Origin of the sequence: Agarivorans sp. 2_MG-2023 (assembly GCF_030548085.1) — a bacterium.
In the GTDB taxonomy this organism is placed as follows: Bacteria; Pseudomonadota; Gammaproteobacteria; order Enterobacterales; family Celerinatantimonadaceae; genus Agarivorans.
This window is the reverse complement of record NZ_JAUORQ010000017.1, coordinates 1-25977: the sequence shown is the minus strand read 5'-3', so window position 1 is coordinate 25977 and position 25977 is coordinate 1. Positions and strand designations below refer to the sequence as shown.

Annotated in this window: 21 protein-coding genes; 13 read left to right on the top strand and 8 right to left on the bottom strand. The window is 41.9% G+C overall.

Annotation, left to right across the window (positions count from 1 at the left end; translation table 11 throughout):
• Positions 1–10 precede the first annotated feature (10 nt).
• On the top strand, positions 11–3136 hold the full coding sequence (locus Q4549_RS19645; protein ID WP_303516473.1) for an efflux RND transporter permease subunit: 3126 nt from the start codon (positions 11–13) through the stop codon (positions 3134–3136).
• A gap of 64 nt (positions 3137–3200) precedes the next feature.
• Here the strand turns inward: Q4549_RS19645 and Q4549_RS19640 are convergent, their stop codons facing one another.
• Positions 3201–4430, bottom strand: a complete 1230-nt coding sequence (locus tag Q4549_RS19640) for an HD-GYP domain-containing protein (RefSeq protein WP_303554131.1) — start codon at positions 4428–4430, stop codon at positions 3201–3203.
• A gap of 156 nt (positions 4431–4586) precedes the next feature.
• Here Q4549_RS19640 and Q4549_RS19635 point away from each other — a divergent pair, with 156 nt between their 5' ends.
• Positions 4587–5216 carry a flavin prenyltransferase UbiX gene (locus tag Q4549_RS19635; RefSeq protein ID WP_303554133.1) on the top strand — a complete coding sequence of 210 codons (630 nt, stop codon included), beginning with the start codon at positions 4587–4589 and terminating at the stop codon, positions 5214–5216.
• 14 nt (positions 5217–5230) lie between these two features.
• Here the strand turns inward: Q4549_RS19635 and fur are convergent, their stop codons facing one another.
• Positions 5231–5662 (bottom strand): ferric iron uptake transcriptional regulator, encoded by a 432-nt coding sequence (gene fur, locus Q4549_RS19630; RefSeq protein WP_137674573.1) that lies wholly within the window; start codon positions 5660–5662, stop codon positions 5231–5233.
• Between the two features lie 148 nt (positions 5663–5810).
• Here fur and Q4549_RS19625 point away from each other — a divergent pair, with 148 nt between their 5' ends.
• Positions 5811–6299: a DUF4442 domain-containing protein gene (locus Q4549_RS19625; RefSeq protein WP_303554135.1), complete on the top strand. Its 489-nt coding sequence runs from the start codon at positions 5811–5813 to the stop codon at positions 6297–6299.
• 3 nt (positions 6300–6302) lie between these two features.
• On the opposite strand, the gene Q4549_RS19620 is transcribed toward Q4549_RS19625, so the two are convergent.
• The 5 genes from Q4549_RS19620 to Q4549_RS19600 form a co-directional block, all read right to left on the bottom strand.
• A complete protein-coding gene (locus tag Q4549_RS19620; protein WP_303554160.1) occupies positions 6303–6893 on the bottom strand; it encodes a lytic transglycosylase domain-containing protein in 591 nt (196 codons plus the stop codon).
• Positions 6894–6982: 89 nt separating this feature from the next.
• Complete coding sequence (gene fldA / locus Q4549_RS19615) at positions 6983–7510, bottom strand: flavodoxin FldA (RefSeq protein ID WP_137674576.1); 528 nt, start codon at positions 7508–7510, stop codon at positions 6983–6985.
• Positions 7511–7531: 21 nt separating this feature from the next.
• Complete coding sequence (gene ybfE / locus Q4549_RS19610; RefSeq protein ID WP_137674577.1) at positions 7532–7819, bottom strand: LexA regulated protein; 288 nt, start codon at positions 7817–7819, stop codon at positions 7532–7534.
• A gap of 18 nt (positions 7820–7837) precedes the next feature.
• Positions 7838–8059 (bottom strand): DUF2788 domain-containing protein, encoded by a 222-nt coding sequence (locus tag Q4549_RS19605; RefSeq protein WP_137674578.1) that lies wholly within the window; start codon positions 8057–8059, stop codon positions 7838–7840.
• Between the two features lie 56 nt (positions 8060–8115).
• Positions 8116–8883 carry an alpha/beta fold hydrolase gene (locus Q4549_RS19600; protein ID WP_303554167.1) on the bottom strand — a complete coding sequence of 256 codons (768 nt, stop codon included), beginning with the start codon at positions 8881–8883 and terminating at the stop codon, positions 8116–8118.
• Between the two features lie 190 nt (positions 8884–9073).
• On the opposite strand from Q4549_RS19600, the gene seqA reads away from it, so the two are divergent.
• From seqA to Q4549_RS19555, 9 genes are all read left to right on the top strand, one after another.
• Positions 9074–9655: a replication initiation negative regulator SeqA gene (seqA, locus tag Q4549_RS19595; RefSeq protein WP_303554169.1), complete on the top strand. Its 582-nt coding sequence runs from the start codon at positions 9074–9076 to the stop codon at positions 9653–9655.
• 40 nt (positions 9656–9695) lie between these two features.
• Entirely contained in the window at positions 9696–11345 is a 1650-nt protein-coding gene (gene pgm / locus Q4549_RS19590) for a phosphoglucomutase (alpha-D-glucose-1,6-bisphosphate-dependent) (protein ID WP_303554171.1), read from the top strand.
• A gap of 497 nt (positions 11346–11842) precedes the next feature.
• A complete protein-coding gene (locus tag Q4549_RS19585; protein WP_303554173.1) occupies positions 11843–14317 on the top strand; it encodes a glycogen/starch/alpha-glucan phosphorylase in 2475 nt (824 codons plus the stop codon).
• Positions 14318–14427: 110 nt separating this feature from the next.
• The gene (gene astE, locus Q4549_RS19580; protein WP_303554175.1) at positions 14428–15480 is read left to right on the top strand and encodes a succinylglutamate desuccinylase; all 1053 of its coding nucleotides are present in this window, start codon (positions 14428–14430) and stop codon (positions 15478–15480) included.
• 213 nt (positions 15481–15693) lie between these two features.
• The gene (locus tag Q4549_RS19575; RefSeq protein WP_303554177.1) at positions 15694–18744 is read left to right on the top strand and encodes an FAD-binding and (Fe-S)-binding domain-containing protein; all 3051 of its coding nucleotides are present in this window, start codon (positions 15694–15696) and stop codon (positions 18742–18744) included.
• Between the two features lie 17 nt (positions 18745–18761).
• Positions 18762–19163: a hotdog fold thioesterase gene (locus Q4549_RS19570; RefSeq protein ID WP_303554179.1), complete on the top strand. Its 402-nt coding sequence runs from the start codon at positions 18762–18764 to the stop codon at positions 19161–19163.
• Positions 19164–19334: 171 nt separating this feature from the next.
• Positions 19335–20402: an efflux RND transporter periplasmic adaptor subunit gene (locus tag Q4549_RS19565; protein ID WP_303554180.1), complete on the top strand. Its 1068-nt coding sequence runs from the start codon at positions 19335–19337 to the stop codon at positions 20400–20402.
• Position 20403: 1 nt separating this feature from the next.
• Entirely contained in the window at positions 20404–21483 is a 1080-nt protein-coding gene (locus Q4549_RS19560) for an efflux RND transporter periplasmic adaptor subunit (RefSeq protein WP_303554182.1), read from the top strand.
• Positions 21480–24551, top strand: coding sequence for an efflux RND transporter permease subunit (locus Q4549_RS19555; protein ID WP_303554184.1), 3072 nt, complete (start codon positions 21480–21482; stop codon positions 24549–24551). The genes Q4549_RS19560 and Q4549_RS19555 overlap by 4 nt, the downstream gene beginning before the upstream one ends.
• 36 nt (positions 24552–24587) lie before the next feature.
• Here the strand turns inward: Q4549_RS19555 and Q4549_RS19550 are convergent, their stop codons facing one another.
• Positions 24588–25007: a helix-turn-helix transcriptional regulator gene (locus tag Q4549_RS19550; RefSeq protein ID WP_174235969.1), complete on the bottom strand. Its 420-nt coding sequence runs from the start codon at positions 25005–25007 to the stop codon at positions 24588–24590.
• Positions 25008–25127: 120 nt separating this feature from the next.
• Here Q4549_RS19550 and Q4549_RS19545 point away from each other — a divergent pair, with 120 nt between their 5' ends.
• Positions 25128–25832, top strand: a complete 705-nt coding sequence (locus Q4549_RS19545) for an SDR family oxidoreductase (protein WP_303554186.1) — start codon at positions 25128–25130, stop codon at positions 25830–25832.
• Positions 25833–25977 lie beyond the last annotated feature (145 nt).

Below are 25977 nucleotides of genomic sequence, written 5' to 3'. Positions count from 1 at the left end.
GGAGTCGGTGATGATTAGTAAGTTTTTTATTCATCGACCCAAGTTTGCCTTTGTTATTGCGATTGTTTTAACACTGGCGGGCTTCTTGTCGATTCCGGTTTTACCGGTAGCTGAATTTCCAAATATTTCGCCACCTATGGTGTCTGTAACCACTAGCTACCCAGGTGCGAGTGCCGAAGTTGTTGCGGATACCGTTGCTAAGGTAATTGAAGCCGAAGTAAATGGTGTTGAAAACATGATTTACATGGAGTCAAAAGGCGCTAACGACGGTAGTTATTCTCTAAACGTGACCTTCGAGGTAGGCAGTAACGTAGACATGGCACAGGTAAACGTGCAAAACCGCGTTCAGCAAGCTATGCCGCGCTTACCATCTGAAGTACAACGAAATGGGGTTAAAGTTGAGAAACAAGACCCTAGTATCTTGATGATGCTTAACCTTGTTTCTCCTAATGAATCTTTAGATAACTTGTTCCTTAATAACTACATGGGGATCAATATTAAAGATAACCTGGCACGGGTTAACGGTGTATCTAAAGTAAGCATTATTGGTGGCATGGACTACTCAATGCGAGTGTGGTTAAACCCAGACCGTATGGCGAGCTTAGGTGTTACCGTTGATGATGCAATAGCGTCAATTCAAGAGCAGAATATTCAGGTTGCGGCTGGCCGTATTGGTGCTGCTCCGGTGCCTAGAGATCAGCAGTTTCAGTATACTTTGTCTACCAAAGGTCGTTTAAGTCACCCTGAAGAGTTTGAAGAAATTATTGTTCGCTCAAACCCTGATGGCAGTGCAGTTTATCTTAAAGATATTTCACGCATCGAGTTAGGCGCAGCAAGTTACGATGCTGAAGCTATGTTAGACAATAAAGCTTCTGCCTTATTGTTTATCTATCAAGCCAGTGGTGCAAACGCACTTGAAGTCGCTAAAGGTGTGCGAGAAGAACTCACCCGTTTGAGCGTTCAATTTCCAGAAGATATGGACTACAAAGTGTTGTACGACACCACTGAGTTCGTTGAAACCTCAATTGATGAAATGCTTGAAACGCTGCTGATTGCTATCGCTTTGGTTATTTTTGTTGTTTATATCTTTCTGCAAGATGTTAGGCAAACGCTAATCCCAGCGATTGCTATTCCAGTATCACTGGTTGGCACATTTGCTTTCTTGTTAGCTACTGGCATGAGCATTAACACGGTATCGTTGTTTGCACTGATTCTCGCCATTGGTATTGTGGTAGATGATGCGATTGTGGTGGTAGAAAACACCACGCGGTTAATGCAAGACGAAGGATTAAACGCAGTAGACGCGACCACTAAATCGATGCAAGAAGTGACCGGTCCGGTTGTTGCTACAACATTGGTACTCTTAGCTGTGTTTGCTCCTACAGCGGTTATGCCTGGTATTACTGGTCAAATGTATGCTCAGTTCTCAGTTACCATTTGTATTTCAGTACTTATTTCTTCGATTAATGCATTAACACTAAGCCCAGCTTTATGTGCATCGTTGTTGAAAACGCCAAAAGTACACGAAAAAGGCTTCCATGCTTTCTTTAACAAGCACTTTGATAAGGTTACTGGCAAATACACTGGTTTTGTTAGTGGAATGGTACGAAAACTGTCTATTGTAGGCATTGTTTATGTATTGCTGATTGGTGCTACTGGTTATTTAGCCACTTCGTTACCTTCAGGCTTTGTACCTACAGAGGATAAGAAAGCCTTCTTTATTGATGTGCAGCTGCCTAATGGTGCTTCTATCAACCGTACTAAAGACGTTGTATCTAAGATGGTTGATGAGCTAAATGACCTTGAAGGGGTAACCAATGTTATTTCTGCAAGCGGTTATTCCATCATCTCAGGAGCCGTTTCATCTAATGCTGGTTTAATGGTTGTTATCTTATCTCATTGGGATGAACGTAAAGACCCTGCATTAATTGAATCTAACATTGTACAAAAAGCTAACGGCGTTTTAGCCGGATATAACGAAGCACAAGCCGTAGGCTTCTCGTTACCCGCTTTGCCTGGTGTAGGTACCGTAGCCGGTGTCGAATTCTTTATTCAAGATACTTTAGGCAGAACTCCAGCAAGTCTTGCTAGTGTGATGCGAGCAACAGCAGTAGAGGCGGGCAGTGCACCAGAATTAGCTGCAGCATTTAGTACATACCGAGCTGATGTACCACAACTATTCGTAGATGTGGATCGCCAGAAAGCGAAAGTACAAGGTGTTCAATTAAGTAGTATCTTCATGACCTTGCAAACCATGCTAGGTTCTATGTACGTGAATGACTTTAACCGCTTTGGTAAAGTGTTTCGCGTGAACATGCAGGCTGAAACAGAGTATCGAAATTCAGAGCAAGATATCGCTCGCTTCTATATTCGAAATAAGTTTGATGAAATGGTACCGCTAAATACCTTGGTTAAGGTTGAGCCTAAACTTGGCCCTGAGTACATTAACCAGTTCAACTTGTATGGCGCAGTGAAAATGAACGCTTTCCCTGCTCCCGGTTTTAGTTCTGGCCAAGCAATTGATGCCGTTAAGCGAATAGCCGAAACGACGTTCCCCGCAGGCTACACTTACGAGTGGTCTGGTCAGACTTACCAGGAATTAAAAGCAGGAAACCTAGCGCCATTTATCTTTAGCTTAGCGCTTATCTTTACTTACTTGTTCTTGGTGGCACAGTATGAGAGTTGGACAGTTCCTATTTCGGTGATGTTAGCGGTTCCAATCGCGATTTTGGGTGCCTTTATTTATATTTGGATCATGGGTTCAGACATAAACTTGTACACTCAAATCGGACTGGTGTTGTTGATAGGACTAGCCTGTAAAAACGCTATTCTCATCGTAGAGTTCGCGAAACAGTTACGCGAAGGCGGAATGAGTATTCGTGATTCTGCAGTAAAGGCTGCTCGATTGCGCTTCCGTGCGGTATTGATGACTGCCTTTTCGTTTATCTTAGGCGTAATACCTTTGGTGATAGCCACTGGTGCTGGCGCGGCGAGTCGAATATCGCTGGGTTATGCCGTTATGGGTGGGATGATCGCAGCTACTATTGTTGGTACTTGTTTAGTGCCTGTTTTCTACGTGATGCTGCAAGGTTTACGAGAAAAAGTTAAAGGTATCGAAGATGCTGAAGACAGCTAATTAGCTGCAATAAAGTAAATTAAAAAAGCCTGATGAAATCAGGCTTTTTTTGTTCTAAGAGTTTTTATTGTCCGGGGTCGAAAAAGTAACAGCAACGTAATTTCGGGTCAAAGTTCTTTATCAGAACAGCAGGAACATCCTCCCATTTAACCGTTTTGTTTATCTTAATGTCTTCTTTAGTTAGGTCTGCTACGTTGGCGTTACTAAAGTTTTTTCCTTTTTCTAACAGTAATACTCTTGGTTTAAGTTTTTCTTTAGGATTACTCGACATCACCATTGCATAACCATCGTTAGATAGGCTTACAATTGAGCCAGGCGGGTATATGCCTAAGGTATTCATCAGTTGTTCTAAGTACAGTTTGTTGTACTTGGTTCCTGCGCTCTTGTACAAAAAAGCGAATGCTTCTTGTGGGGTCATTCTTTTTTGATTCGCTAAAGGGGCGCAAAGGTGTTCAAAGCTATCTACTATGCTCAGCAATTGTGTTGCTTTGTCTAGTTCGCTGGCTTTACGTTGGTTAGGGTAACCACTGCCATCTAAAAGCTCATGGTGATTAATCACAATGGGTAAAACTTCTGGAGGAAAAGACCCAGCTTTTTTAATTAACTCTGCACCAAATTTGGGGTGAGTTTGGTAAAAGTTTTGCTCAGCTTGGCTCCACTCGCTAGGTTTTCGGCGTATTTGCTGAGGTACTTTTAATTCACCAATGTCATGAATCATCCCAGCTATACATAAGTGCTGGCACTCTTTTTCTGAAAACCCCAAGTTTTTTGCCACTAAGATGGAAAGAACAGCAACGTTTACACTATGAAAAAATATATCTTCGTCGCTACTGGGCTCTAAACTCACATAAACACTGTGGGCATCCGCAGACTTAAACATAAGCTGAAGGGTGATATTTACTTGTTCAAAAATGCTGTAGTAAGCTTCTTCGGGTTTACTGGTGAACTTGGTCAGTGCTGAGCGAAACTTTTCTGCGTTTTGTAAATAGGCTTTGTTGGCGCGTTTCTGTCCGTTACGTAACTCATCTAGCCAAGCCTGATCAGGGTCGATTTCTGGCTCTTCTTGGTCAGCCCCTGCTAAGTCGTCTTCATTATTAGTATCAGGTACCGCTACTTTAGATTTACTAGGAATAACGGCAATGTTGTCTAAACCTAAGGAGCGAACAACAGTAAGTTGCTCTTGGTTTTTAATGATGAAGTTATTGCGCATAAAAGGGTGAGCAGTCCAACCTATAGGCAGGCTAATATAATGCCCAACTTGCAATGAATCGGTGGGTATTTCTATCTTAGACATAGTCCCAACTTATTAAGTCCTTTAGATAATTGTAGTAAATAGTCACAGATTTATAAATGGCTGATTGTTCATAACAAGTCGCCTCGCACACTTATTGGCGTTACAATCTGTGGCTCAGCGTTCATCTGTCTTCTTTTCATTGAAAGTGCTAATTAAATGAATAATAAACAAATCACCTTAGCGATAACTGGAGCGTCCGGAGCTCCTTATGCTTTATGTTTACTTGAACAGTTAGTAAAAAAGCAATTTACCATTCATTTGCTCATATCTAGCGCAGCGAAAGTGGTGCTAGCTACTGAGGCTAACCAGCAGTGGCCAAGCCAAAATGACAAAGCTCAACAGTTTTTAGAAAACAAGTTTGGTGCTCAGCCAGGCCAGATATTAGTGCCTGGCAAAAGTGATTGGTTTTCTCCGGTAGCTTCCGGTTCTGCTGCACCAAAAACCATGGTGATATGTCCTTGTAGTATGGGCACGCTGGCCTCGGTTGCTATGGGATTGTCTGATAACTTACTTGAGCGCGCAGCGGATGTAGTTATAAAAGAAAAGGGAAAATTGATTCTGGTTCCTCGAGAAATGCCATTTTCAGCCATTCATTTAGAAAATATGCTTAAGCTCGCTAAGTTAGGTGTAGATATTCTTCCGGCTTGTCCAGGTTTTTATCATAAACCTGAGTCGATACAAGATTTGCTAGAGCACGTTACGGCTAGAATCTTAGATCATATTGGTATTGAGAATGATTTAGTTGAGCGGTGGGGTTACTCAGGGGAGAATAAAACAGGTGCTTAGCACCTGTTTCCATTTTAATCTTCGCGGTTTTCGCAATCCACTTTAGTGCAGTTTCCGTAAAGATATAAACTATGGTTAGTTAGTTGAATATTGTTTGTTTTAGCAATATCTTTTTGTCTTTGTTCAATGGTGTCGTCATTGAATTCGATAACTTTTCCGCAATCTAAGCATACCAAGTGGTCATGGTGTTGCTGGCTATTTAGTTCAAATACTGATTTACCACCTTCAAAGTGATGGCGGGTAACAATGCCGGCGTCATCAAACTGATTAAGTACTCGGTAAACGGTAGCTAAACCAATCTCTTCACCTTGGTCTATCAGTAATTTGTACAAGTCTTCGGCGCTAATATGTTGATTAGACGGAATTTGTAGTAGCTCCAAAATTTTCATTCGGGGCAGGGTGACTTTAAGGCCTGCTTTTTTTAGAGCTTGATTATTATCAGACATAGGTGAAATATTTTCCGTTGCTGTTATTCATTCCATAACTGCGGTAAGTATACGGACTTACGAGACAAACAGAAAGCTTGATAAGAAAACTTGTAGCGCAGTTAATTATTTATTAACCTATCGTTAACATGTCTGACCAGTTGAGCTTATGGAACATCTACTTAAAAACGCCAACCTAGCAAAAAGTTTACTCAATCTGTGGCCTCCTTTCTGGGGGGCTGGGATTAAGATCTCTAAACTATCTAAAGATTTTCACACTTGCGAGGTGAGGCTCGCGTTTAGATGGTGGAATAAAAACGCTAATCGGTCTCAGTTTGGTGGTTCTATGTTTTCGATGACCGATCCTATTTACCCGTTAATGTTGATGGCGATTTTGGGTAACAAGTATCATATTTGGGATAGTGAAGCCTCGATCAAGTTTGTTTCTCCAGGTCGAGGAGTGGTTTATGGCTACTTTAAACTTGAAGAAGCGTTTATAGAAGATATTTTGCGTAAGGCCGAGAGTGGAGAGAAGTATCAACCAGAGGTAAGCACCGAGGTTGTTGATTCAAAAGGTAAAGTTATCGCAGTAATTACTCGTAAGCTCTATATCCGTTTAAAGCGACAGCATAGACCAAGCCTTGAACAAGTTGCTTAATGATTACTGAACAAGGCTTAGGTTTTTTTTGTAGCGCTCAATGACTTTAGTCACGTAGTTCTGAGTCTCTTTATAGGGAGGAATCGCAAAGCCGTAGCGTTTTACGGTGTTTTCTCCCGAGTTATAAGCCGCTAAAGCGAGCTGAAGTGATTCAAATTCATTCAGTAGCCAGCGCAGGTAGCGTGTTCCTGCTTCTATATTTTGTTCAGGCATAAATGGGTCTGTCACTGAAAAACGTTCGGCTGTAGCAGGCATTAACTGCATCAATCCCATTGCACCAGCGCGAGAAACTACGTCGGCTCTGTAATTGGACTCAGTTGCTATCACAGCATGAACGAGCGCAGGGTCAAGTTTATGGCGCCTTGCGCTTGCAACAATAAGTTGGTGATAAGGGCGTTGATTAGGTGCTTTTTGTTGGGTACTTTTTGCTTTGGGTAGGTCGAGCGATTTAGGCGTACGCATCAGCAAGCGCCATTTAGAGCCCTTTTTTTCCTGAGCAAAGTGCATCACACCGTTTTGGTCTTCATAAAACCAAACGTCTGCATTTACACAACTGGATATTCCCAGGAAAATTATAAATAGATACTTAAACACATTTTTCTCCCTCTGAGCCAAGTTAAGCATAAACTTGGCCAACTATACGAGGGTCAGATACAAAAACTGGGCTTTCGCCCAGTAGATTTTTAGTCGGCTAATTCAGCTAAGCACATTTCTTCATATACTTGCTTGCACCAACCTTTAACACGCTCTTGGGTTAACTCAGGCTGGCGATCTTCATCGATACCTAAACCAACAAAGTGAGCATCATCTGCTAGCGCTTTTGATTCTTCAAAGTCATAACCTTCGATGGGCCAATGACCAACAACCGTAGCGCCTTTGGTAGTAACGATATCGTTGATAGTACCCATAGCATCAAGAAAATACTCGGCGTAATCTTCTTGATCACCACAACCAAATATTGCGACTAACTTTTCTGAAAAGTCTATTTGCTCAAGATCTGGAAAGAAGTCATCCCAATCACATTGTGCTTCGCCGTAATACCAAGTGGGAATACCTAAAAGAATCAATGAAAACTCATCGATGTCTTCTTTAGTAGATTTTGCAATGTCTTTTATTTCTACTAGTTTTTTGCCTAGCTCTTTTTGGATCATTTGTGCAACTGCTTCGGTGTTACCGGTGTCGCTACCAAAAAATATTCCTACGCTCGCCATAAATATTACCTGTATTACAAACTATTGATTTGTTGAAAATTGATTAACTTGGTTGTTCAGCATCTTTTCTATCAGTTCACTTCGGCTTATGCCCGATTCATTGGCTAACTGATTTAAGGTTTCGAAAAGCTGTTGTTCAACTTTCAACTCGATTCTTTTAAGCCCATTCGCACGATCTCTTTTAAGTTGATTTCGTTTATTGGCTTTTAGCTGATCTTTACGCTCTAAAGGGTTAGTTCTCGGTCGACCAACTCTTTTTTCACTTGCGAATAGATCAATAGTAGTTCGATCTGTATTTTGTTTTGCCATTAATATTGAAACAACCGTCTAACCTAAACCAGTGCCTTCCCAAGACATTTGAATTAGGCCTTTTGCAATAAAGCCTGCACACCCTAAAAACAACACTAACCAAACCACGGCGCGGCCAAATGGGGGAACGTTGCCTTTTTTAAGTACGTCTTGAATAGCCATGCCGATAAAGAAAAATAGAATTACAAAACCTATATTTAGAGCAAGGCTTTCGATTAAATCTATATGCTTCGCGAACATCACTATCCTTGAGAGAAAAATTCGACGCGCACTATACCATAAAGCGCGTTAGGGTGTTAAATATGCTTGGCTAAAAACTGTTCGGTTAAACGATTAAAAATAGCTGGCTTTTCAGCATGTAACCAATGCCCGGTGTCGCTGATTATTTTTAATTCAGCTTTAGGAAATTGCTGAGCTACTTCTTGTTGATACTGGTTAACAATATAGTCTGAGTTTTGCCCTTTGATAAACAAGCAAGGTTTGTTAAACGCGCCAAAGGTTTGCCACCCAGTGATGTTGGTATAGTTTTCCGCAAGTAAGGGAACATCAAACAGCCAATGCCAGTGTTGTTCACTTTTGGTTAAGGATTTAAGAAGAAATTGCCTGACTCCAGGTTCTTTTATATGTTGGGCAAGTAATCCATCGGCTTGTGAGCGAGAAGTGACTTGGCTTACATCAAAACCATTTAAGCCTGCGAATACAGCCTGATGATTATGGTTATAGGCCACAGGAGCGATATCTGCTGCGACTAAAGTGCTAACCAAAGTAGGGTAAAGTTGCGCGGTTGTCATCGCCACTTTACCGCCCATAGAGTGACCTACTATGGCGCACTCTTCTATATTAAGAGTGTTACACAGGGTGTATATGGCTTTAGCTTGTGTTTGATAATCCATTTTCGGCGCACGAGGGGATAAGCCGTGATTAAGCGCATCTACGCTAATCACTCTATAACCAAGACGTTCCAAGTGTTTGGCCAACAAGCCCAAATTAGACAAACTACCAAACAAGCCGTGAATCAATAAAATAGGGTAGCCAATACCTTGATCTTTGTAGTGCAGATCCAAAACAACACCTCTTATGTAATTGGATTGTTAGTCTGCCTTTGCAGCTTTATTACTACAAGTCTTTAAAAGCAAATTGTTTGCGCATTATTTGTGCTTTTAGCGCTGGCAATTCGGATTGTTGATGAGTTATTAACTTTGCTATGTATAATCATTAGCTATGTTAAGTACAGAGCATGACTTGAAAGTAGCGATGAAAACCATAGAAATTGAAGAAGACTTGTATTTATATATTGCTGGCCAAACTAAACATATTGGCGAGAGCGCATCAGATATTCTTAGGCGCTTACTTGAGGTAGACGCCGCTATTCAAGCAAGCGCAGAACCAGAGCCTGTTGAGTTGAACAGTCAAGCGTTTGACGATGTTCCCCCTGAGCAACCCACTCAAGAAAGCTCTGTATCTGAAAACTTTGAAGACGTGGTTACAACTCCGCAAGACCCTGATGTCCTCAGTTACTTCAATTTTGAGCTTATCGGTAATGCGGGCAGTTCCACTAAACGCTTCCTTGCTTTACTCGCCAGTCTTTATAGCGTTAATAACGCAATGTTCGCTAAAGCTTGTGTGATCAAAGGCAGTAAGCGAGAGTACTTTTCTCAAGACAAAGATTCATTACTTGCGTCAGGAAAAACCAGTAAACCGCAAGCCATCCCAGATACCCCATATTGGGTGATTACAAACACTAATACCGCGCGTAAACGCCACATTCTGCATCATGTTGCTAGCGAAATGGGTCTACAAGAATCTCAAATTGAACGCTTATGTGAAGCGATCTAATCATTTTTTATTTTTAACTTAAGCATCGGAGAAGCTATAAATGGCTATTCACCCTCTAGCAGGAAAGCCAGCTCAGGCTGAGCATCTTGCAAATATCCCACGTCTTGTGGCCGACTATTACTTACTAAAACCCGACGTAGCGGTTCGAGAGCAACAAGTTGCATTTGGTACATCTGGCCACCGCGGCAGTTCTAGTAAAAAAGCCTTTAATGAAAATCATATCTTGGCGGTTAGTCAAGCATTAGCAGAATACCGTTTAGCGCAAGGTACTACCGGGCCTTTATATATAGGTAAAGACACCCACGCTTTATCGGAGCCTGCATTTTGCTCAGCGATTGAAGTGTTTGCAGCAAACGGTGTTGAAGTTCGTTATCAAGAGGGTTTAGGTTACACACCAACGCCAGTTATTTCTCATGCAATTTTGGCTTACAACCGCTTAGGTAAAGATCAGGCGGATGGCGTGGTGATTACACCATCTCATAACCCACCTGAAGATGGCGGTTTTAAGTACAACCCGCCAAACGGTGGCCCGGCAGATGGTAATGTAACTAAGGTTGTTCAAGACCGTGCAAACGAAATATTAGCGAATGGCCTAAAAGACGTTAAACGTTTGTCATATGACGAAGCCATTGCATTACCTTCTATTGTTGGTATTGATTACATCAAACCGTATGTTGATGATTTAGCCAACGTATTAGATATGGATGCGATTGCTAAATCTAAAGTGAAGATTGGTGTAGATCCCTTAGGCGGCAGTGGCATTGCTTACTGGTCGGTAATTGCAGAAACCTATGGTTTAGACATTGAAGTGGTGAATGAGCGCGTAGACCCAACGTTTTCTTTCATGACTCTAGATAAAGATGGAAAAATTCGTATGGATTGTTCATCTCCGTACGCTATGGCCAGCTTAATTGCATTAAAAGACAAGTTCGATGTAGCGGTAGCCAACGACCCTGATTATGACCGCCATGGTATTGTGACCAAAAGTAGTGGATTACTAAATCCTAATCACTACTTAGCAGTAGCGATTAACTACCTTTACTCTCATCGGAGTGAGTGGGGCGCTAATGCTGCAATTGGTAAAACCTTGGTGTCTAGTTCGATGATTGATCGCGTTGCAGCCAGTTTAGGGCGTGAACTAAAAGAAGTACCGGTTGGTTTTAAGTGGTTCGTAGACGGCTTGTTTGACGGTAGCATTGCTTTTGGTGGCGAAGAAAGTGCCGGTGCTTCTTTCTTACGAAAAGATGGTGGTGTGTGGAGTACCGACAAAGACGGTATTATTTTGGCATTGCTCGCGGCAGAGATTATCGCTGTTACTGGGAAAGATCCTGGCGAACACTACCAAGGTTTTGTCGAACAGTTTGGCGAGCCTTGTTATAAACGGATTGACGCGCCGGCTAGCATAGAGCAAAAAGCTGTATTGAGCGCCTTAGACCCTGCGATGGTTGAAGCTGAAACCTTAGCAGGGGAGCAGATCACCGCAAAACTTACTGCTGCTCCGGGTAACGGTGCTGCCATTGGTGGTTTAAAGGTTGTCACTGAAAACGGCTGGTTTGCTGCCAGACCGTCTGGAACTGAGGCTATCTATAAGATTTACATGGAAAGCTTTAAAGGCGAAGAGCATTTAGCGCTTATCGAGCAAGAAGCACAAACAATTGTTTCTGCCGCATTGGCTAAAGCTGGACTATAATCTATAAGCGCCGACTGAAGGGTATTGAATAAATACCCTTTTTTTGTGCATAAAATCCGCCTGAAAACGTATGCCAACTGCTTTAAATTGCAAGTTCTGTAATAGTTTTGTTACAAAGGCAGATTACAATGTATCAGCTCTTATTTTTGGACGAATTGGCACAAAAGCCCCGTTTTAATTGATTCCGATCAAGATTACTGCCGATTCGCGTATGAAAGCATTTTCAAATGCTGGGCTTTTGTTGGGTTTTCTTTACACTTCATTTCGGTTCTTTGAGTGAAAAAGCATTTTTTCCAAAAAATGCATAAAAATTTAGTCTTGAGAGAGGCTTTTTTACCTAAATGTGATGTAGAACGTATATAATATCGTTTCGCATCGGTAACATGAGCTCGGATTTTTGAGCACATACAGTCTTTTGTAGCATTTGCTGTTCGGTTAACCATCGAATGCTACGTTTGAAGATGTCACCACAAAGGTTAGATACAAAGGAAATTCACATGGCCGCTAAAAAGGCAAAAGCAAAAAACGCACTAGCGTTATCGAAAGTTGAATTTAAAGATTCAATTATTAAACACTTGCGCAGTACTCACGGTACTGATGAAGGACGTGCTAACAACCAAGCTTGGTGGAAAGCAACGTGTTCTGCAGTAAACGAATTAGTGTTTGATCGTTTAACTGAAACTTCTAAAGCGAATGCAGAAAACGATTCTCGTGCTGTACATTACTTTTCTTTAGAGTTCTTGATGGGTCGTTTAACTATAAACAACCTTCACAACGTTGGTGTGTTCGACGCTGCACGTGATGCACTTACCGATTTAGGTAAAGACATTAACGACATCTGTGACGAAGAACCTGATATGGCTCTTGGTAACGGTGGTCTAGGTCGTCTAGCTGCTTGTTTCATCGATTCTTTGGCTACGCTTAACTACCCAGCGGTAGGTTACGGTATCCACTACGAGCACGGTTTATTCCGTCAAGAAATTCAAGGCGGCCGTCAAATCGAACGTCCTGATAGCTGGCGCGAATACGGCAACCCTTGGGAAATCTGCCGTCCAGAATCAATTCAAGAAGTACCTTTATACGGTTACGTAGAAACGGTATTTGGCGAAGATGGCAAAATGCGTAAAGTTTGGCATGCTGGTCGTCAAATTAAAGGTGTGCCATGGGATATCCCTGTAGTTGGTTACGAAGCTAAAACTGTAAACGTACTACGTTTATGGGAATCTAAAGCTGCTGACTTCTTCGACTGGGATGTATTTAACGCCGGTGGTTACATTGATTCTCAATCTGAGAAATCACAAGCTGAAGCAGTATCTAAAGTACTTTACCCGAACGACGAAAGCGAACAGGGTAAAGAACTTCGCCTTATCCAACAGTACTTCTTCTGTGCTTGTTCACTAAAAGACATCATTCGTCGTTACAAACGTAACCACAGTGATTTCTCTCAGTTCTCTAAGCAAGCTGTAATTCAGTTGAACGATACTCACCCAACTGTAGCTATTCCTGAGTTGATGCGTATTCTTATCGACGAAGAAGGTCTAGTTTGGGACGACGCTTGGAAAATCTGTACAGAAACTTTCGCTTACACTAACCACACTCTATTGCCAGAAGCACTAGAAAAATGGGCTGTGTACTTGTTCGAAAAAGTACTTCCACGTCACCTAGAAATCATTTACGAAATTAACCGTCGCTTCTTAGAAGACGAAGTTGAAGCTAAATGGCCTGGCAACGACGAAATGAAACGTCACCTTTCTATTATTGAAGAAGGTGAAACTCGCATGGTTCGCATGGCGTTCCTATGTGTTGTTACTTGTTTCAAAACTAACGGTGTTGCAGCAATGCACTCAGAGTTGGTTAAAGAAGATTTGTTCCCAGAGTTTTACGAACTATGGCCTGAGCGCTTCGTAAACGTAACAAACGGTGTAACTCCTCGTCGTTGGTTGCTTGCATGTAACGAACAGCTAGCTAATATGTACAACGATACCGTTGGTACTGATTGGCCGCGTAAACTAGACGAGCTAAAAGGCGCAGCTAAGTTTGCTGATGATCCTAAGTTCCAGAAAAACTTCATGGCGATTAAACGCGAGAAGAAAGTAGAACTAGCAGACAAGATTGAAGAGCTATGTGGCATCAAAGTAAGCCCTGATGCAATGTTCAATGTTCTTATTAAGCGTCTACACGAGTACAAGCGTCAGCACCTTGCATTGCTACATATCCTTGCACTTTACCGTCGTCTACTTGAAAACCCAGATTATGATATGGGCCCACAAGTATTTATCTTCGGTTCTAAAGCTGCACCAGGTTACAAGCTAGCTAAAGACATTATCTACGCAATTAACAAAGTTGCAGATAAAGTGAACAACGACCCACGCATTAAAGACAAGCTGAAAGTTGTGTTCATGCCTAACTACCGTGTAACGCTAGCTGAGAAACTATTCCCAGCAGGTGACGTATCTCTGCAAATTTCTACCGCAGGTTACGAAGCATCTGGTACTGGTAACATGAAGTTTGCCCTAAACGGTGCCCTAACTCTTGGTACTCTTGATGGTGCAAACGTTGAAATCGCAGAAGAAGTAGGCGACGACAACATCTTCATCTTCGGTCTAAACTGTGACGAAGTTAAAGCGCTTAAAGCTGCTGGTTACAACCCATGGGATTACTACTACGGTAACCCTGAGCTGAAAGCTGTTCTAGATTGGTTAGAAACAGACTTCTTCACGCCTGGTGCTCCTGGTGAGCTAGCTTCAATCAAGCACAGCTTGCTAGAAGGTGGTGACCCGTACCTAGTATTGGCAGACTTCGAGTCTTTCACTACTGAGTACGCTGCAGTTGACGCAACTTACCGTGATCAGAATAAATGGGCTAAGATGGCTATCATCAACTCAGCGTCAGTAGGTAAGTTTAACTCTGACCGCTCAATTGAAGATTACGTAAGCCGTATCTGGAAACTTGAAAAAGTTATGCCTAACTAAGCTTTGTTTAAGCCTTAGTTAACAATAGAAAGGGAGACTATGTCTCCCTTTTTTTATGCCTTAAAAACTAGCATACTGTTGCTTACTTCGTTTACATCTAAGGATAAGATGTGCCTAAAGAAAGCTTACTCCAACTTGGTCTACTTAAATTCACTTTAAATGCGCCAGAAAGTTCTGAGACTTTTAGTTTCAATTTAGCCAGCCAAACCAAAGTTAGTTTACTAAGTACTGGTGTATTGTTGTTTGAACCAGCAGCCAAGATAAGCACCAGAGCAGTGGTGCTCTCTGCCGGTATTCACGGCAACGAAACCGCTCCCATCGAATGCATCGACGAGCTTGTAAGCAAAATACTAAACATGGAGGTCGAATTACAACAACCTTTGTTAGTCATCTTGGGTAATCCTCCCGCAATGGTTGAGGCAAAACGGGAGCTAGTGCTAAACCTAAACCGTTTATTTATTGGCAAGCATGCTAATTACGATGATTGCTATGAAGTACGGCGAGCAAAACATTTAGAAGAAATAGTGAAACAGTTTTTCACTCGTTACAGCCTTTTAGCTGCTTACCATTTAGATCTACATACTGCCATTAGAAGTTCACAACACGAGAAATTTGCCGTGCATCCCTTTACTCATGGGAGAGCACGGAAACAAAGTAGCTTAGCTTTACTGCAAGCCTGTGAAGTTGATTGTGTGTTGTTTTCAAATGAACCTGCGTCAACGTTTAGTTATCATTCAAGCTATATCCATAATGCAGTGGCGTTTACTGTTGAACTTGGAAAGGTGCATCCATTTGGCCAAAACGATCCCAATAAACTGAAGGCATTGAGTCAAACCTTAACTACCTTGTTGGGAGCTAGTGATTTATCTGAGCTACAGTTCAACCCTTCGGGTGCCACCTTATTTGAAGTGAGTGATGTGCTTAATAAAACCACCGATGATTTCAGTTTTAGTTTCAACCAGAGTCAGGCTAACTTTACTGAATACCCCAATGGTTACCGTTTAGCTAAAGATGGTTCGCGCATTATTGAAGTTGAAAGTGGTCCAAAAGCAATAGTGTTTCCTAACGATAAAGTAGCAATTGGCCAGCGAGCAGTGTTATTGGTTAAGCAAATGACACAAGCCGATATACAACAAGCAATAACAGATAAAAATCTCATATAAACCATCTACCACGCAGGTGAGGCTGGTTCGTACTTTTTTAATAAGGCCAGCTAGTAATTAATACTAGTAAGCCAAGAAAATGCTTTAGTGATTCGCTGTAACCAAGGCGATTTAAAGAACAACCCTTTGTTAGTAGCAAAGTCTTACAGAAGCGAGAAATCACGTGATATAATCCCCCCAATTTTTAATACATTAGAGTGGGACAACGGATTTATGATCCCTAAGTTAAGCCCTCAGCATTCTCTTGAGGCTCTGTATTTAGATTATTTAACCAAGCTTGAAGTTTCTGCATTTTCCGGCGAAATTCATACTTCTTATGCTAGCCGATTGGCGGTAGCGACTGATAATTCAGTGTATCAATATTTGCCACAAGCCGTGGTATTCCCGAAAAGCACAGCAGACATTAAACAGCTTTGTAGATTAGCCTCGGCCTCGGCGTTTGAATCAATAAAGCTCACTCCTAGGGGAGGCGGTACGGGTACCAATGGCCAGTCGTTAACCCAAGGTATTGTTGTAGACTTATCTAAGTTTATGAACAAGGTTATCGAACTTAATGTTGAAGAGCGTTGGGTTAGAGTTGAAACGGGTATTGTAAAAGATAAGCTTAACAGCGTGTTAAAAGAACATGGCTTGTTTTTTTCTCCAGAGCTTTCAACCAGTAACCGCGCGACACTTGGAGGGATGATCAATACTGATGCTTCAGGTCAGGGATCGATGGTTTACGGTAAAACCAGTGATCATGTTTTGTCCGTTAAAGCAGTGCTGGCGAGTGGGGAAGAGCTCGATACCGAAGCGGTGAGTGTAGATCACATAGATCAGCAGCGCGAGTCGCTTATTGATATCTACTCGGCGGTTAAACACGCTTGTGTAGATAAGCGCTCGTTAGTAGAAGAAAAATTCCCTAAACTTAATCGCTTTCTAACAGGCTATGATTTAAAAAACGCTTACAGTTCAGAGGATGACAGTCTCGATTTAACTCGCATTTTATGTGGCTCAGAAGGTTCATTAGCCTTTATTTCTGAAGCTAAGTTAGATCTCACCGCTATTCCAAAATTCAGAACTTTAGTCACGGTTAAATATGACTCGTTCAATTCGGCACTTCGTCATGCACCAAGCTTAGTTGCAGCTCAAGCATTGTCGGTAGAAACCATCGACTCTAAGGTGCTTAACCTAGCTCAGCAAGATGTTGTTTGGGATAGCGTAAGAGAATTAATTAGCGATGTAGAAGATGCCGATATGCAGGGCATTAACATTGTTGAGTTTGCAGAAAATGACGAATTATTGCAGCAGCAAAAAGTATCTGAGCTGCTAAGCACTTTATCTCAGGCAAATGTTGCTGATTTAGGGGTTATTGGCTATCAAAGTTGCGATGACCTCACTAGTATCAACGCTATTTACAATATGCGAAAAAAAGCCGTTGGTTTATTAGGCAATACTGCTGGCGCCGCTAAACCTGTCGCCTTTGCTGAAGATACTTGTGTACCTCCTGAAAATTTAGCTGACTACATTGTTGAGTTTAGAAAACTGCTTGATGATAAAGGCTTGCAGTACGGCATGTTTGGTCATGTTGACTCAGGGGTATTGCATGTTCGACCGGCCTTAGACTTGTGCGACCCAGAGCAAGAGCTTTTGATGCGTGAAGTGTCAGACCAAGTGGTCTCTTTAACAGCTAAGTACAAGGGCTTAATGTGGGGCGAGCACGGTAAAGGCTTCCGTTCGGAATACAGTCCAGCATTTTTTGGTGATGAGTTGTTTGCCGAATTAAGAAAAATTAAAGCAGCGTTTGATCCGCATAATCAAATCAATCCCGGCAAAATTTGTACGCCGCTGCATAGTGAAGAAAAACTGGTATCGGTAGACGGCACTAAACGTGGTAAATACGATAGAGAAATAGCTGTAGAAGTACGAGACAGCTATAAGAATGCCATGGAATGTAATGGCAACGGTTTGTGTTTTAACTACGACACTTCGAGCCCTATGTGTCCGTCGTTTAAAGCCACTGGTGATAGACGTTATTCACCAAAAGGTCGAGCGGGGTTAATGCGCGAATGGTTACGCCAACTTGCTGCGCTAAAAGTTGACCCTTTGGCCCAAGAACAAAAGTTAACGTCTAGTTTTATCTCACCGGATAGTATTTTGCTTAAGATACGTAATAGCATTGCAAAATCTAAAGGTGAGTACGATTACAGCCACGAAGTTTATGATGCCATGCAAACCTGTTTAGCATGTAAAGCGTGTACCACTGGGTGCCCAATTAAAGTTGACGTACCTACGTTTCGTTCACGCTTTCTAAATATTTATCATGGTAGATATTTACGACCGATAAAAGATTATTTTGTTGCTTATGTAGAAACCTATGCGCCGTTAATGGCGAAAGCACCCCGTTTGTTTAACGCTGCTATGGCACCTAAGTGGACCAGTAGTTTAGTGACAAAAACTATCGGTATGGTTGATATCCCTACGCTTAGTTTCCCTACGCTGGCACAGCGAGTTCCAGAAAGCCTAACCAGCAAGTACGACTTTAAAGCGTTGCAGGCGTTAAGTGATGAGCAAAAACAACGCACGGTGTTAATTGTGCAAGATCCGTTTACCACTTTTTATGAAGCAGAGTTAGTTGAAGATTTTATTCACTTAGCTAAAAAGTTGGGAATTAATCCTGTTCTTCTGCCTTTTAAACCCAATGGTAAGCCGCAGCATATTAAGGGCTTTTTAAGCAAGTTTAATAAGTCTGCTCAAACAAGCGCTGCTTTTTTAAATCAAGTGAGTGAACTTGGCATTAAAATGGTAGGGGTAGAGCCCGCACTCGTACTTTGTTATCGCGATGAGTATAAACATGCGCTTGGCGAAAAGCGGGGAGATTTTGAAGTACAGGTGGTTCAAGAATGGTTAGATGGCTTAGCTCCAGAGTTATTTGAAAAGCAGCAGGTGAGCGATACCAATACCTGGTACTTATTTGGCCACTGTACTGAAAAAGCTTTAAAGGCTGATGCTTTCAAACAATGGCAGCAGGTGTTCACGCGATTTGGCGCTAGTTTAGAAGACGTAGCGGTGGGGTGTTGTGGTATGGCGGGTACTTATGGCCATGATGCAAAGCAATTAGCCACTTCTAAAGCTATTTATGAGTTGAGCTGGAAACAGAAAATGGCGAGCCTACCTCGGGAGCGTTGCATGGTAACGGGCTACTCTTGCCGTAGCCAGGTTAAGCGCTTAGAAGGTGACAAACCAAAACACCCCCTCCAAATATTGTTGAGCTTGCTGCCTTGAGTATTTGGAAGTTGCCAATGAACCTCGAGAGCTTAAACCAAATGGGCGAGGGCAACATGCTCGCTTTTTTGGATATTAAGTTTACCGAGGTGGGCAACGATTACTTAGTCGCTACCATGCCTGTTACTGCAAAGGTAAAACAGCCTATGGGCTTGTTGCATGGTGGGGCTAACGTTGCATTGGCAGAAAGCATTGCTAGTTGCGCAGCTTATTGCGTTGCTGGTAAGGGCTCTATGGTGGTGGGCGTAGAAATAAATGCAAACCATCTTAAAGCAGTACGTAATGGAGAGGTGAGTGCCAAGGCTACACCTGTTAGATTAGGTTCTACCTTACAGGTATGGCAAATCAATATTACCCAGGGTGACCAGTTAGTTTGTAGCTCAAGATTGACCGCAATGGTTAAACCAATTAAAGCTTAATATATTATCTAACATCAAACTTTGTTCCACATTCCGCTCGGCTTGCTAGAACATTTCCTAACAAACTGAACTTTAAACAATTTCAGTGTCTAATTTACCTCAATAATTTTGTAGAACGGTCGTTATGCGACTAACTTTTATATGTATCGGTAAATCAACTTAGGGATCCCTATGACGCGCAACGCATACTTAGGTCTTGCTTTTGTTACTTGCAGTAGTTTGTTACTGCTGAGCTGCAAAAAAGACCCCGTAGAGTCTGTAGAAAGTTATCCACGCCCCGTTAAAGTAGAACAAATTGAAATTGGAGATGGCAAACGAATACGAACACTGCCTGGGGAAACCTTTGCTTCTGATACAGCGCTTTTATCATTTCAAGTCTCAGGACGATTAGATGAAATCCTCGTTAGACCGGGCGAAATGGTTAAAGCAGGTCAGCCATTGGCGAATATTGATCCGGCAATGTATAACCAAGAGCTAGAAGTAGCCAAAGCAAACTATGAATTAGCTAAAGTGTTGTTTGATAGAGCAAACCAATTGGTTGAACGAGGGGTGATTTCTCGAAGTGATTTTGATAAATCTAAAAGCCAATATGCCATTAGCAAAGCCGCTTTAGACAAAGCAAAAGTGAATCTTAGTTATACCAAGCTTGTTGCACCCTATGACGGAGTAATCGCTCGTAAGTATGCAGAGCAATTTGAGTATGTTTATGAGAAACAACAAGTATTAAGCCTGCAAACTGAATCGACTATAGATGTTAACTTTCAGTTACCTGAGCGGTTGATAAGTATTTTCCAAGAAGCCCGTCGAAACGGACAGCTCGCACCGGAGCTCGCAGTGCAGTTTCAAGGCCGACAAGATTGGTACGTTGCATCATTAAAAGAGTTAAGCACGGTGGCGGATCCTTCCACTGGTAGTTACACCATCGTTTTAACCTTACCGATACCTAATGAACTTAATATTTTCCCTGGTATGACAACACTAGTGCAGATTGAATCTAGTACTCAGTTGATTGGAAAAGATTTGGTCGCTCCTGCAGGAAGCTTGGTTGAAGACGCGGGTCAAAGTTTTGTTTTTACTTGGAATCCTGAGACTAAAATAGTGACTAAAACGCGAGTAACAATTGATAAGGGTAATATATCAACTGGGCTCAATGATGGTGATTGGTTAGTGGTAGCTGGTGCTCAAGAGCTAGTTGATGGCCAAGCTGCGATCCAATGGGTAAAAGAGAGGGGGCTCTAATATGTTCATTAAAACAATTACCACTAGCTTAATCACTCTTATATTAGCCGGGTGCAGTGTTGAGGAATCTATTGAGATGCCTGAACAGATCGTCGAAATTTATAGCTTACCTACGGAAGTGAACTCTGTACAGAGAGATTTTAATGGTATTGCTCGTGCACATGATCTCGTTGATTTGGCTTTCAGGGTAGATGGTGAAATAAAATCAATAAATATCAATAAGGGCCAGAAAGTTAACAAAGGAGATGTGCTAGCAGTATTAGACAAACGCGATTATCAAATTGTAGTCGATGACAGAAAGGCTCGCCTGGTGTTGACTGAACAGCAGTTTGAGCGCGCTAAAGCATTGTTAGACAAAAAACTTTTATCGCAAAGCGAGTATGACAAAATGCGAGCTGAATATTTGGTGGCGCTAGCTGATTATAAAAAAGCAACACTAATGTTTGAATACACAGAACTTAAAGCCCCTTTCGATGGGATTATTGGTGACGTGTTTTCAGACCCATTTGTAAATGTACAACCTGGATCTGCAGTATTAAGCCTTCATAAGGTCGATTTTGTAGAAGTTGATGTGCAATTGCCAGATATGATTTTGGCAGTGGCTAAGTTAGGCGAAAACAGAATTAAAAACTTGGATGTAAAAGTGACTTATGAGGCTTTCCCAGATAAGACTTTTACTGCTACACCCTATGAGCTAAACCTTGAAAAAGATACAAGCACTCGTAGTTATATAGCTACCTTTTTAGTGCCTTTTGATAACCAGTTTGGTGTATTAGAAGGGATGCCAGCTAAGGTATCAATAGACTTATCAGATTTGACCTACACCTACTCAAGAGATTTCTTGGTACCGGTGGCAGCGGTAGTAATGCCCGATGGTTCCCGAATAGGCCAGCAGCGGCCCGTGGTGTGGCGTTACAAAGATGACCAAACTGTTGAGTCACAAGAGGTAGAACTAGGGACTCTGTCCGGCGATATGATTGAGATTAATCAAGGTCTAAACGACGGTGATGTGATCGTTTCAGTTGGTGCCAACAAATTGGTAGATGGTCAAAAGGTTGTTTTAAAGAAGGGTAAACGATGAACATTGCAGGCTATTTCGTAAAAAACTCCATTATAAGCTGGATGTTCACCCTGATATTACTTATTGGTGGAATACTATCGTTTACTGGCTTAGGTCAATTAGAGGATCCTCCGTTTACTATTAAAGATGCCGTGGTTGTCACAATGTATCCAGGCGCTACTTCAACAGAAGTGGAAGAAGAAGTGACCTATCCCGTAGAAAAAGCAATTCAAGCCTTACCTTATGTAGACGAAATCGTATCGTTAAGTACACCGGGGCTATCGCAAATTACCGTTTCTATGAAGAAAACTTACGGCCCAGAAGAACTACCTCAAATTTGGGATGAACTGCGCCGAAAAGTGGGGGACATGCAATCGCAGTTACCTCCGGGAGTCGCGGCTCCTTTAGTTAATGACGATTTCGGTGATGTATACGGCATTATGTATATGGTGTCTGGAGAAAACTACGATTACAAAGACCTACAAGACTATGTTGACTACATTAAACGTGAAATCGAATTAGTACCTGGTGTGGGTAAGGTAACTTTAGCAGGTGAACAAACTGAACAAGTTTTTATAGAAATTTCGATTCAAAAACTCGCCACCTTTAATCTTGACCCTGGTTTGATTACCAGCTTACTCAATTCACAGAACATGGTAACTTCCGCGGGTAACATCAAAATTGCTGGTGACCAACTTACCATTCGTCCTACTGGCGCATTCAAGTCAGTGAATGAGTTAGGCGACTTAATTATTCCTGGAACCAGTGGTGACAAGCTCATTTATTTAAAAGACGTCGCTACCATTAGCCGAGGTTACCAAGAAATACCCACTAACTTAGTCAGCTATAACCAACATCAAGCCATTAATATAGGTGTGGCGTTTACCAGCGGTGTGAATGTGGTGGAAGTGGGTAAGGCAATCGAAATTAGGTTGAATGAAATTGATTATGCTCGACCAGCGGGAATGATCGTTGAATCTATGTACAATCAACCTCAAGAGGTTGATAAATCGGTAAGCTCTTTTGTCTGGAACTTAATTCTCGCGGTTGTCATTGTGATCGTGGTGTTGCTGTTATTTATGGGCCTAAAGAGTGGTATTTTAATTGGTTTAATTTTGTTCCTCACATGTTTAGGAACATTTATTTTAATGAAGCAAGCTGAGATAGAATTACAGCGTATTTCATTAGGTGCTTTAATCATTGCACTAGGCATGCTGGTCGACAACGCAATCGTGGTGGTTGAAGGTATCTTGATGGGCCGTAAAAAAGGCTTAAGTACCTTAGATTCTGCCCAGCAAATTGTTGGTCAAACCATGTGGCCATTATTGGCGGCTACAGTTATTGCGATAACTGCATTTGCACCGATTGGTTTATCACCTGATGCGACTGGCGAATTTGCGGGATCACTATTTTGGGTGTTGTTGTTCTCATTATTTTTATCGTGGGTTACTGCTATTACCATTACCCCATTTTTTGCCCAACTATTTTTTGGTAAAGAAGGTGAGGCGCAAGTTGATGGTGAGAACAATGATCCATATAAAGGTGCATTTTTTAATGCTTACAAGGTCCTGCTAGATTTTTGTTTACGTTTTAAATGGCCAACGCTAATAGTTGTTATCTCTTTATTCATTGTCTCGGTACTAGGTTTTGGTTACGTAAAACAAATGTTCTTTCCTCCTTCGTCTACACCGATATTTTTGGTAGATGTATGGATGCCTGAAGGGACTGACATACGAGAAACAAGTGAGTCGGTGGGGGTAATGGAGCAATTAGCTTTAGATACCAACGCAGTCGAGTTTGTGTCGTCATCGGTAGGTAAGGGCTTTCAACGTTTTATGTTGACCTATTCGCCAGAGAAAAACTACGGAGCTTATGCGCAAATAGCAGTGCGAACAACAGATCCTCAAACCGCGGCTGCAGCGATGTCTTCTCTTCGTAAAGAATTTGAGCAACAGTTTCCGCAGGCTCAATTCAAGTTTAAAAATCTTGAAATTGGCCCGTCTACCGACGCAAAAATCGAGGCTAGAGTGTTAGGTGCTGACCCTGATGTACTTCGCTCAATTGCAGCTGAGATAAAGCAAATCTTTAACGATACACCGGGCACCGTAAACGTTCGTCACGATTGGCGTGATAGGGTTAAGTACATTGAACCAAACTTCAATGAAACTCAGGCTAGGCGCTTAGGCATCAATAAATCTGATATCGACCAAACCCTAGAGTTTGCTTTTGCGGGTTTAAGTTTTGGTTTGTATCGTGAAGGTACCACTTTACTGCCGATAGTTGGGCGTTTACCTAATGATGAACGAATTGATATTGATTCGTTAGAAAGCTTACGAATTTGGAGCCCAAGTTTAAAAACTTATATACCTATTCAGCAAGTAGTAAATGGTTTTGACGTTAAATTTGAAGATCCTATTGTACAACGTCGCGACAAAAAACGGACATTAACCATTTTTGCTGATGCTGATTTTGAATACGACATATTGCCAGCAGAGTTATTTGCTAAGGTTCGGCCGCAAGTTGAAGCCTTGGAATTACCGCCTGGTTATGAGCTGCAATGGGGTGGGGAATATGAGTCTTCTGGGGATGCTCAAGAAGCCTTGTTTGCTTCGTTGCCAATGGGTTACTTGATCATGTTTATGATCACGGTGTTCCTATTTAATTCTGTCAAAAAGCCATTAGTTATATGGTGTTGTGTGCCTCTAGCACTTATAGGGATTACCGCAGGGTTATTGTTTTTAGGCAAGCCGTTTGGGTTTATGGCCTTGTTGGGAATGCTGAGCTTATCAGGGATGTTGCTCAAAAATGGTATTGTGTTACTCGATCAAATTAACGCTGATATAAATGCTGGTAAAGAAGCTTACCAAGCGGTATTTGAATCTACCGTTAGCCGGGTCAGACCCGTCTGCATGGCTGCAGTGACTACCATTCTGGGTGTAGCACCGCTGATCTCAGATGTATTCTTTGAATCAATGGCTGCGGTAGTGATGTTTGGTTTGGGTGTGGCCACCGTGCTTACATTACTTATTGTTCCGGTATTGTATGTCATCTTTTTTAAGGTGGAATACCGAGACTATAAACAGTTCTAACTCCTCTTTAAACTATGGCCGAGCATTGCTCGGCCTTTAACCACACAAGCCCATTACATAACGTACAAACGGCTTAGCTTCTTGTAGATCAAAATAACCATCTTTTTTGCGGGTTGTGCGCAAATACTGATAAGTCGCTACAATGACCTTCATCACTTTCTCATTTTCTACACTTAAATCATTTTGCTCGGCAGCAGATAAAGTGAGTTCAACGGCTTTCTCTAACGCTTCCATATCAACTACTTCAGCTTTACGGTATTGGTAACCTTCGCCAGTAGCTAGCCATTCCAATGAACAGTTGGCTTTTTGCGCTATTTGGTTAGCTTTAGAAAGGCTTGGCTCTGAACCTTTTAAATATTTGCGTATTAAGCTTTCATTTAACTCTACTTTTCGAGCAAAGCCACTAACACTCTGTTCACCCATGAGCTCTTTCAAACGTTCAGAAAACTGTGCCATTAATCCTTCCCATAAATGTCGTTGCCTTACTATAGTGCGAGTTGATTAGTACTATAGTATTGATTCTAGGATTATAAGCAGCAAAATACTAGCGACTTTTAAGATAAAGGAACCCGATGGATGGAAAACTTAACAGGCAAATGCGCAATTGTAACTGGCGGCGGAAGTGGAATTGGCTTAGCGATAGCAAAGGCATTGGTAGAGCAGGGCGTAGGTGTGGTGATTAGCTCAAGAGATTTTGCCAAGCTAAAACAATCAGCGGAATACCTAAGTAAACAAACGGGTACGAAGGTACTTCCTTTTGCTGCAGATATACGCAGTAAACAACAAGTACAAGATCTTAAAAACTTCGCCTTAAGCAGCTTTGGTAAAATAGACATACTTATTAACAATAGTGGCTTGGGTGTTGGCGATACCATTGAAAACTGCAGCGAAGATGATTGGGATTTAGTGGTAGATACGTGCACAAAAGGCACCTTCTTAACTAGCCAGGCAGTATTACCCACTATGCGAGAGCAAAAAAGCGGTCATATACTAAACATTGCATCGCAAGCAGCCAAAAATGGTTACGCGAATGCCGGTCCATATTGCGCGGCAAAGTTTGCGGTACTGGGTTTAGCTGCAGCTCTACAAGAAGAAGTAAGAGAGTATGGTATCAAGGTACATAGTTTGTGTCCTGGCTTGGTTCAAGTACCAGCGCCGACGTGCGAAAGTCAAATAAAACCAGGTTGGTTGCAAGTAGAAGATCTTGCTGAATCAGCGTTGTTTGTACTTAGACAACCTAAACGTGTGCAGCTAGAAAATATCGGTTTGTATGGATTTTAGAGATTAACAAGAAAGCAGCTGCGAAAGGTGGCTGTTTTAAAGAATAAGCTGAAAGAAGGTATAGAAAAACCAAGAATTGGTTGCGGGAGCTGGATTTGAACCAACGACCTTCGGGTTATGAGCCCGACGAGCTACCAGACTGCTC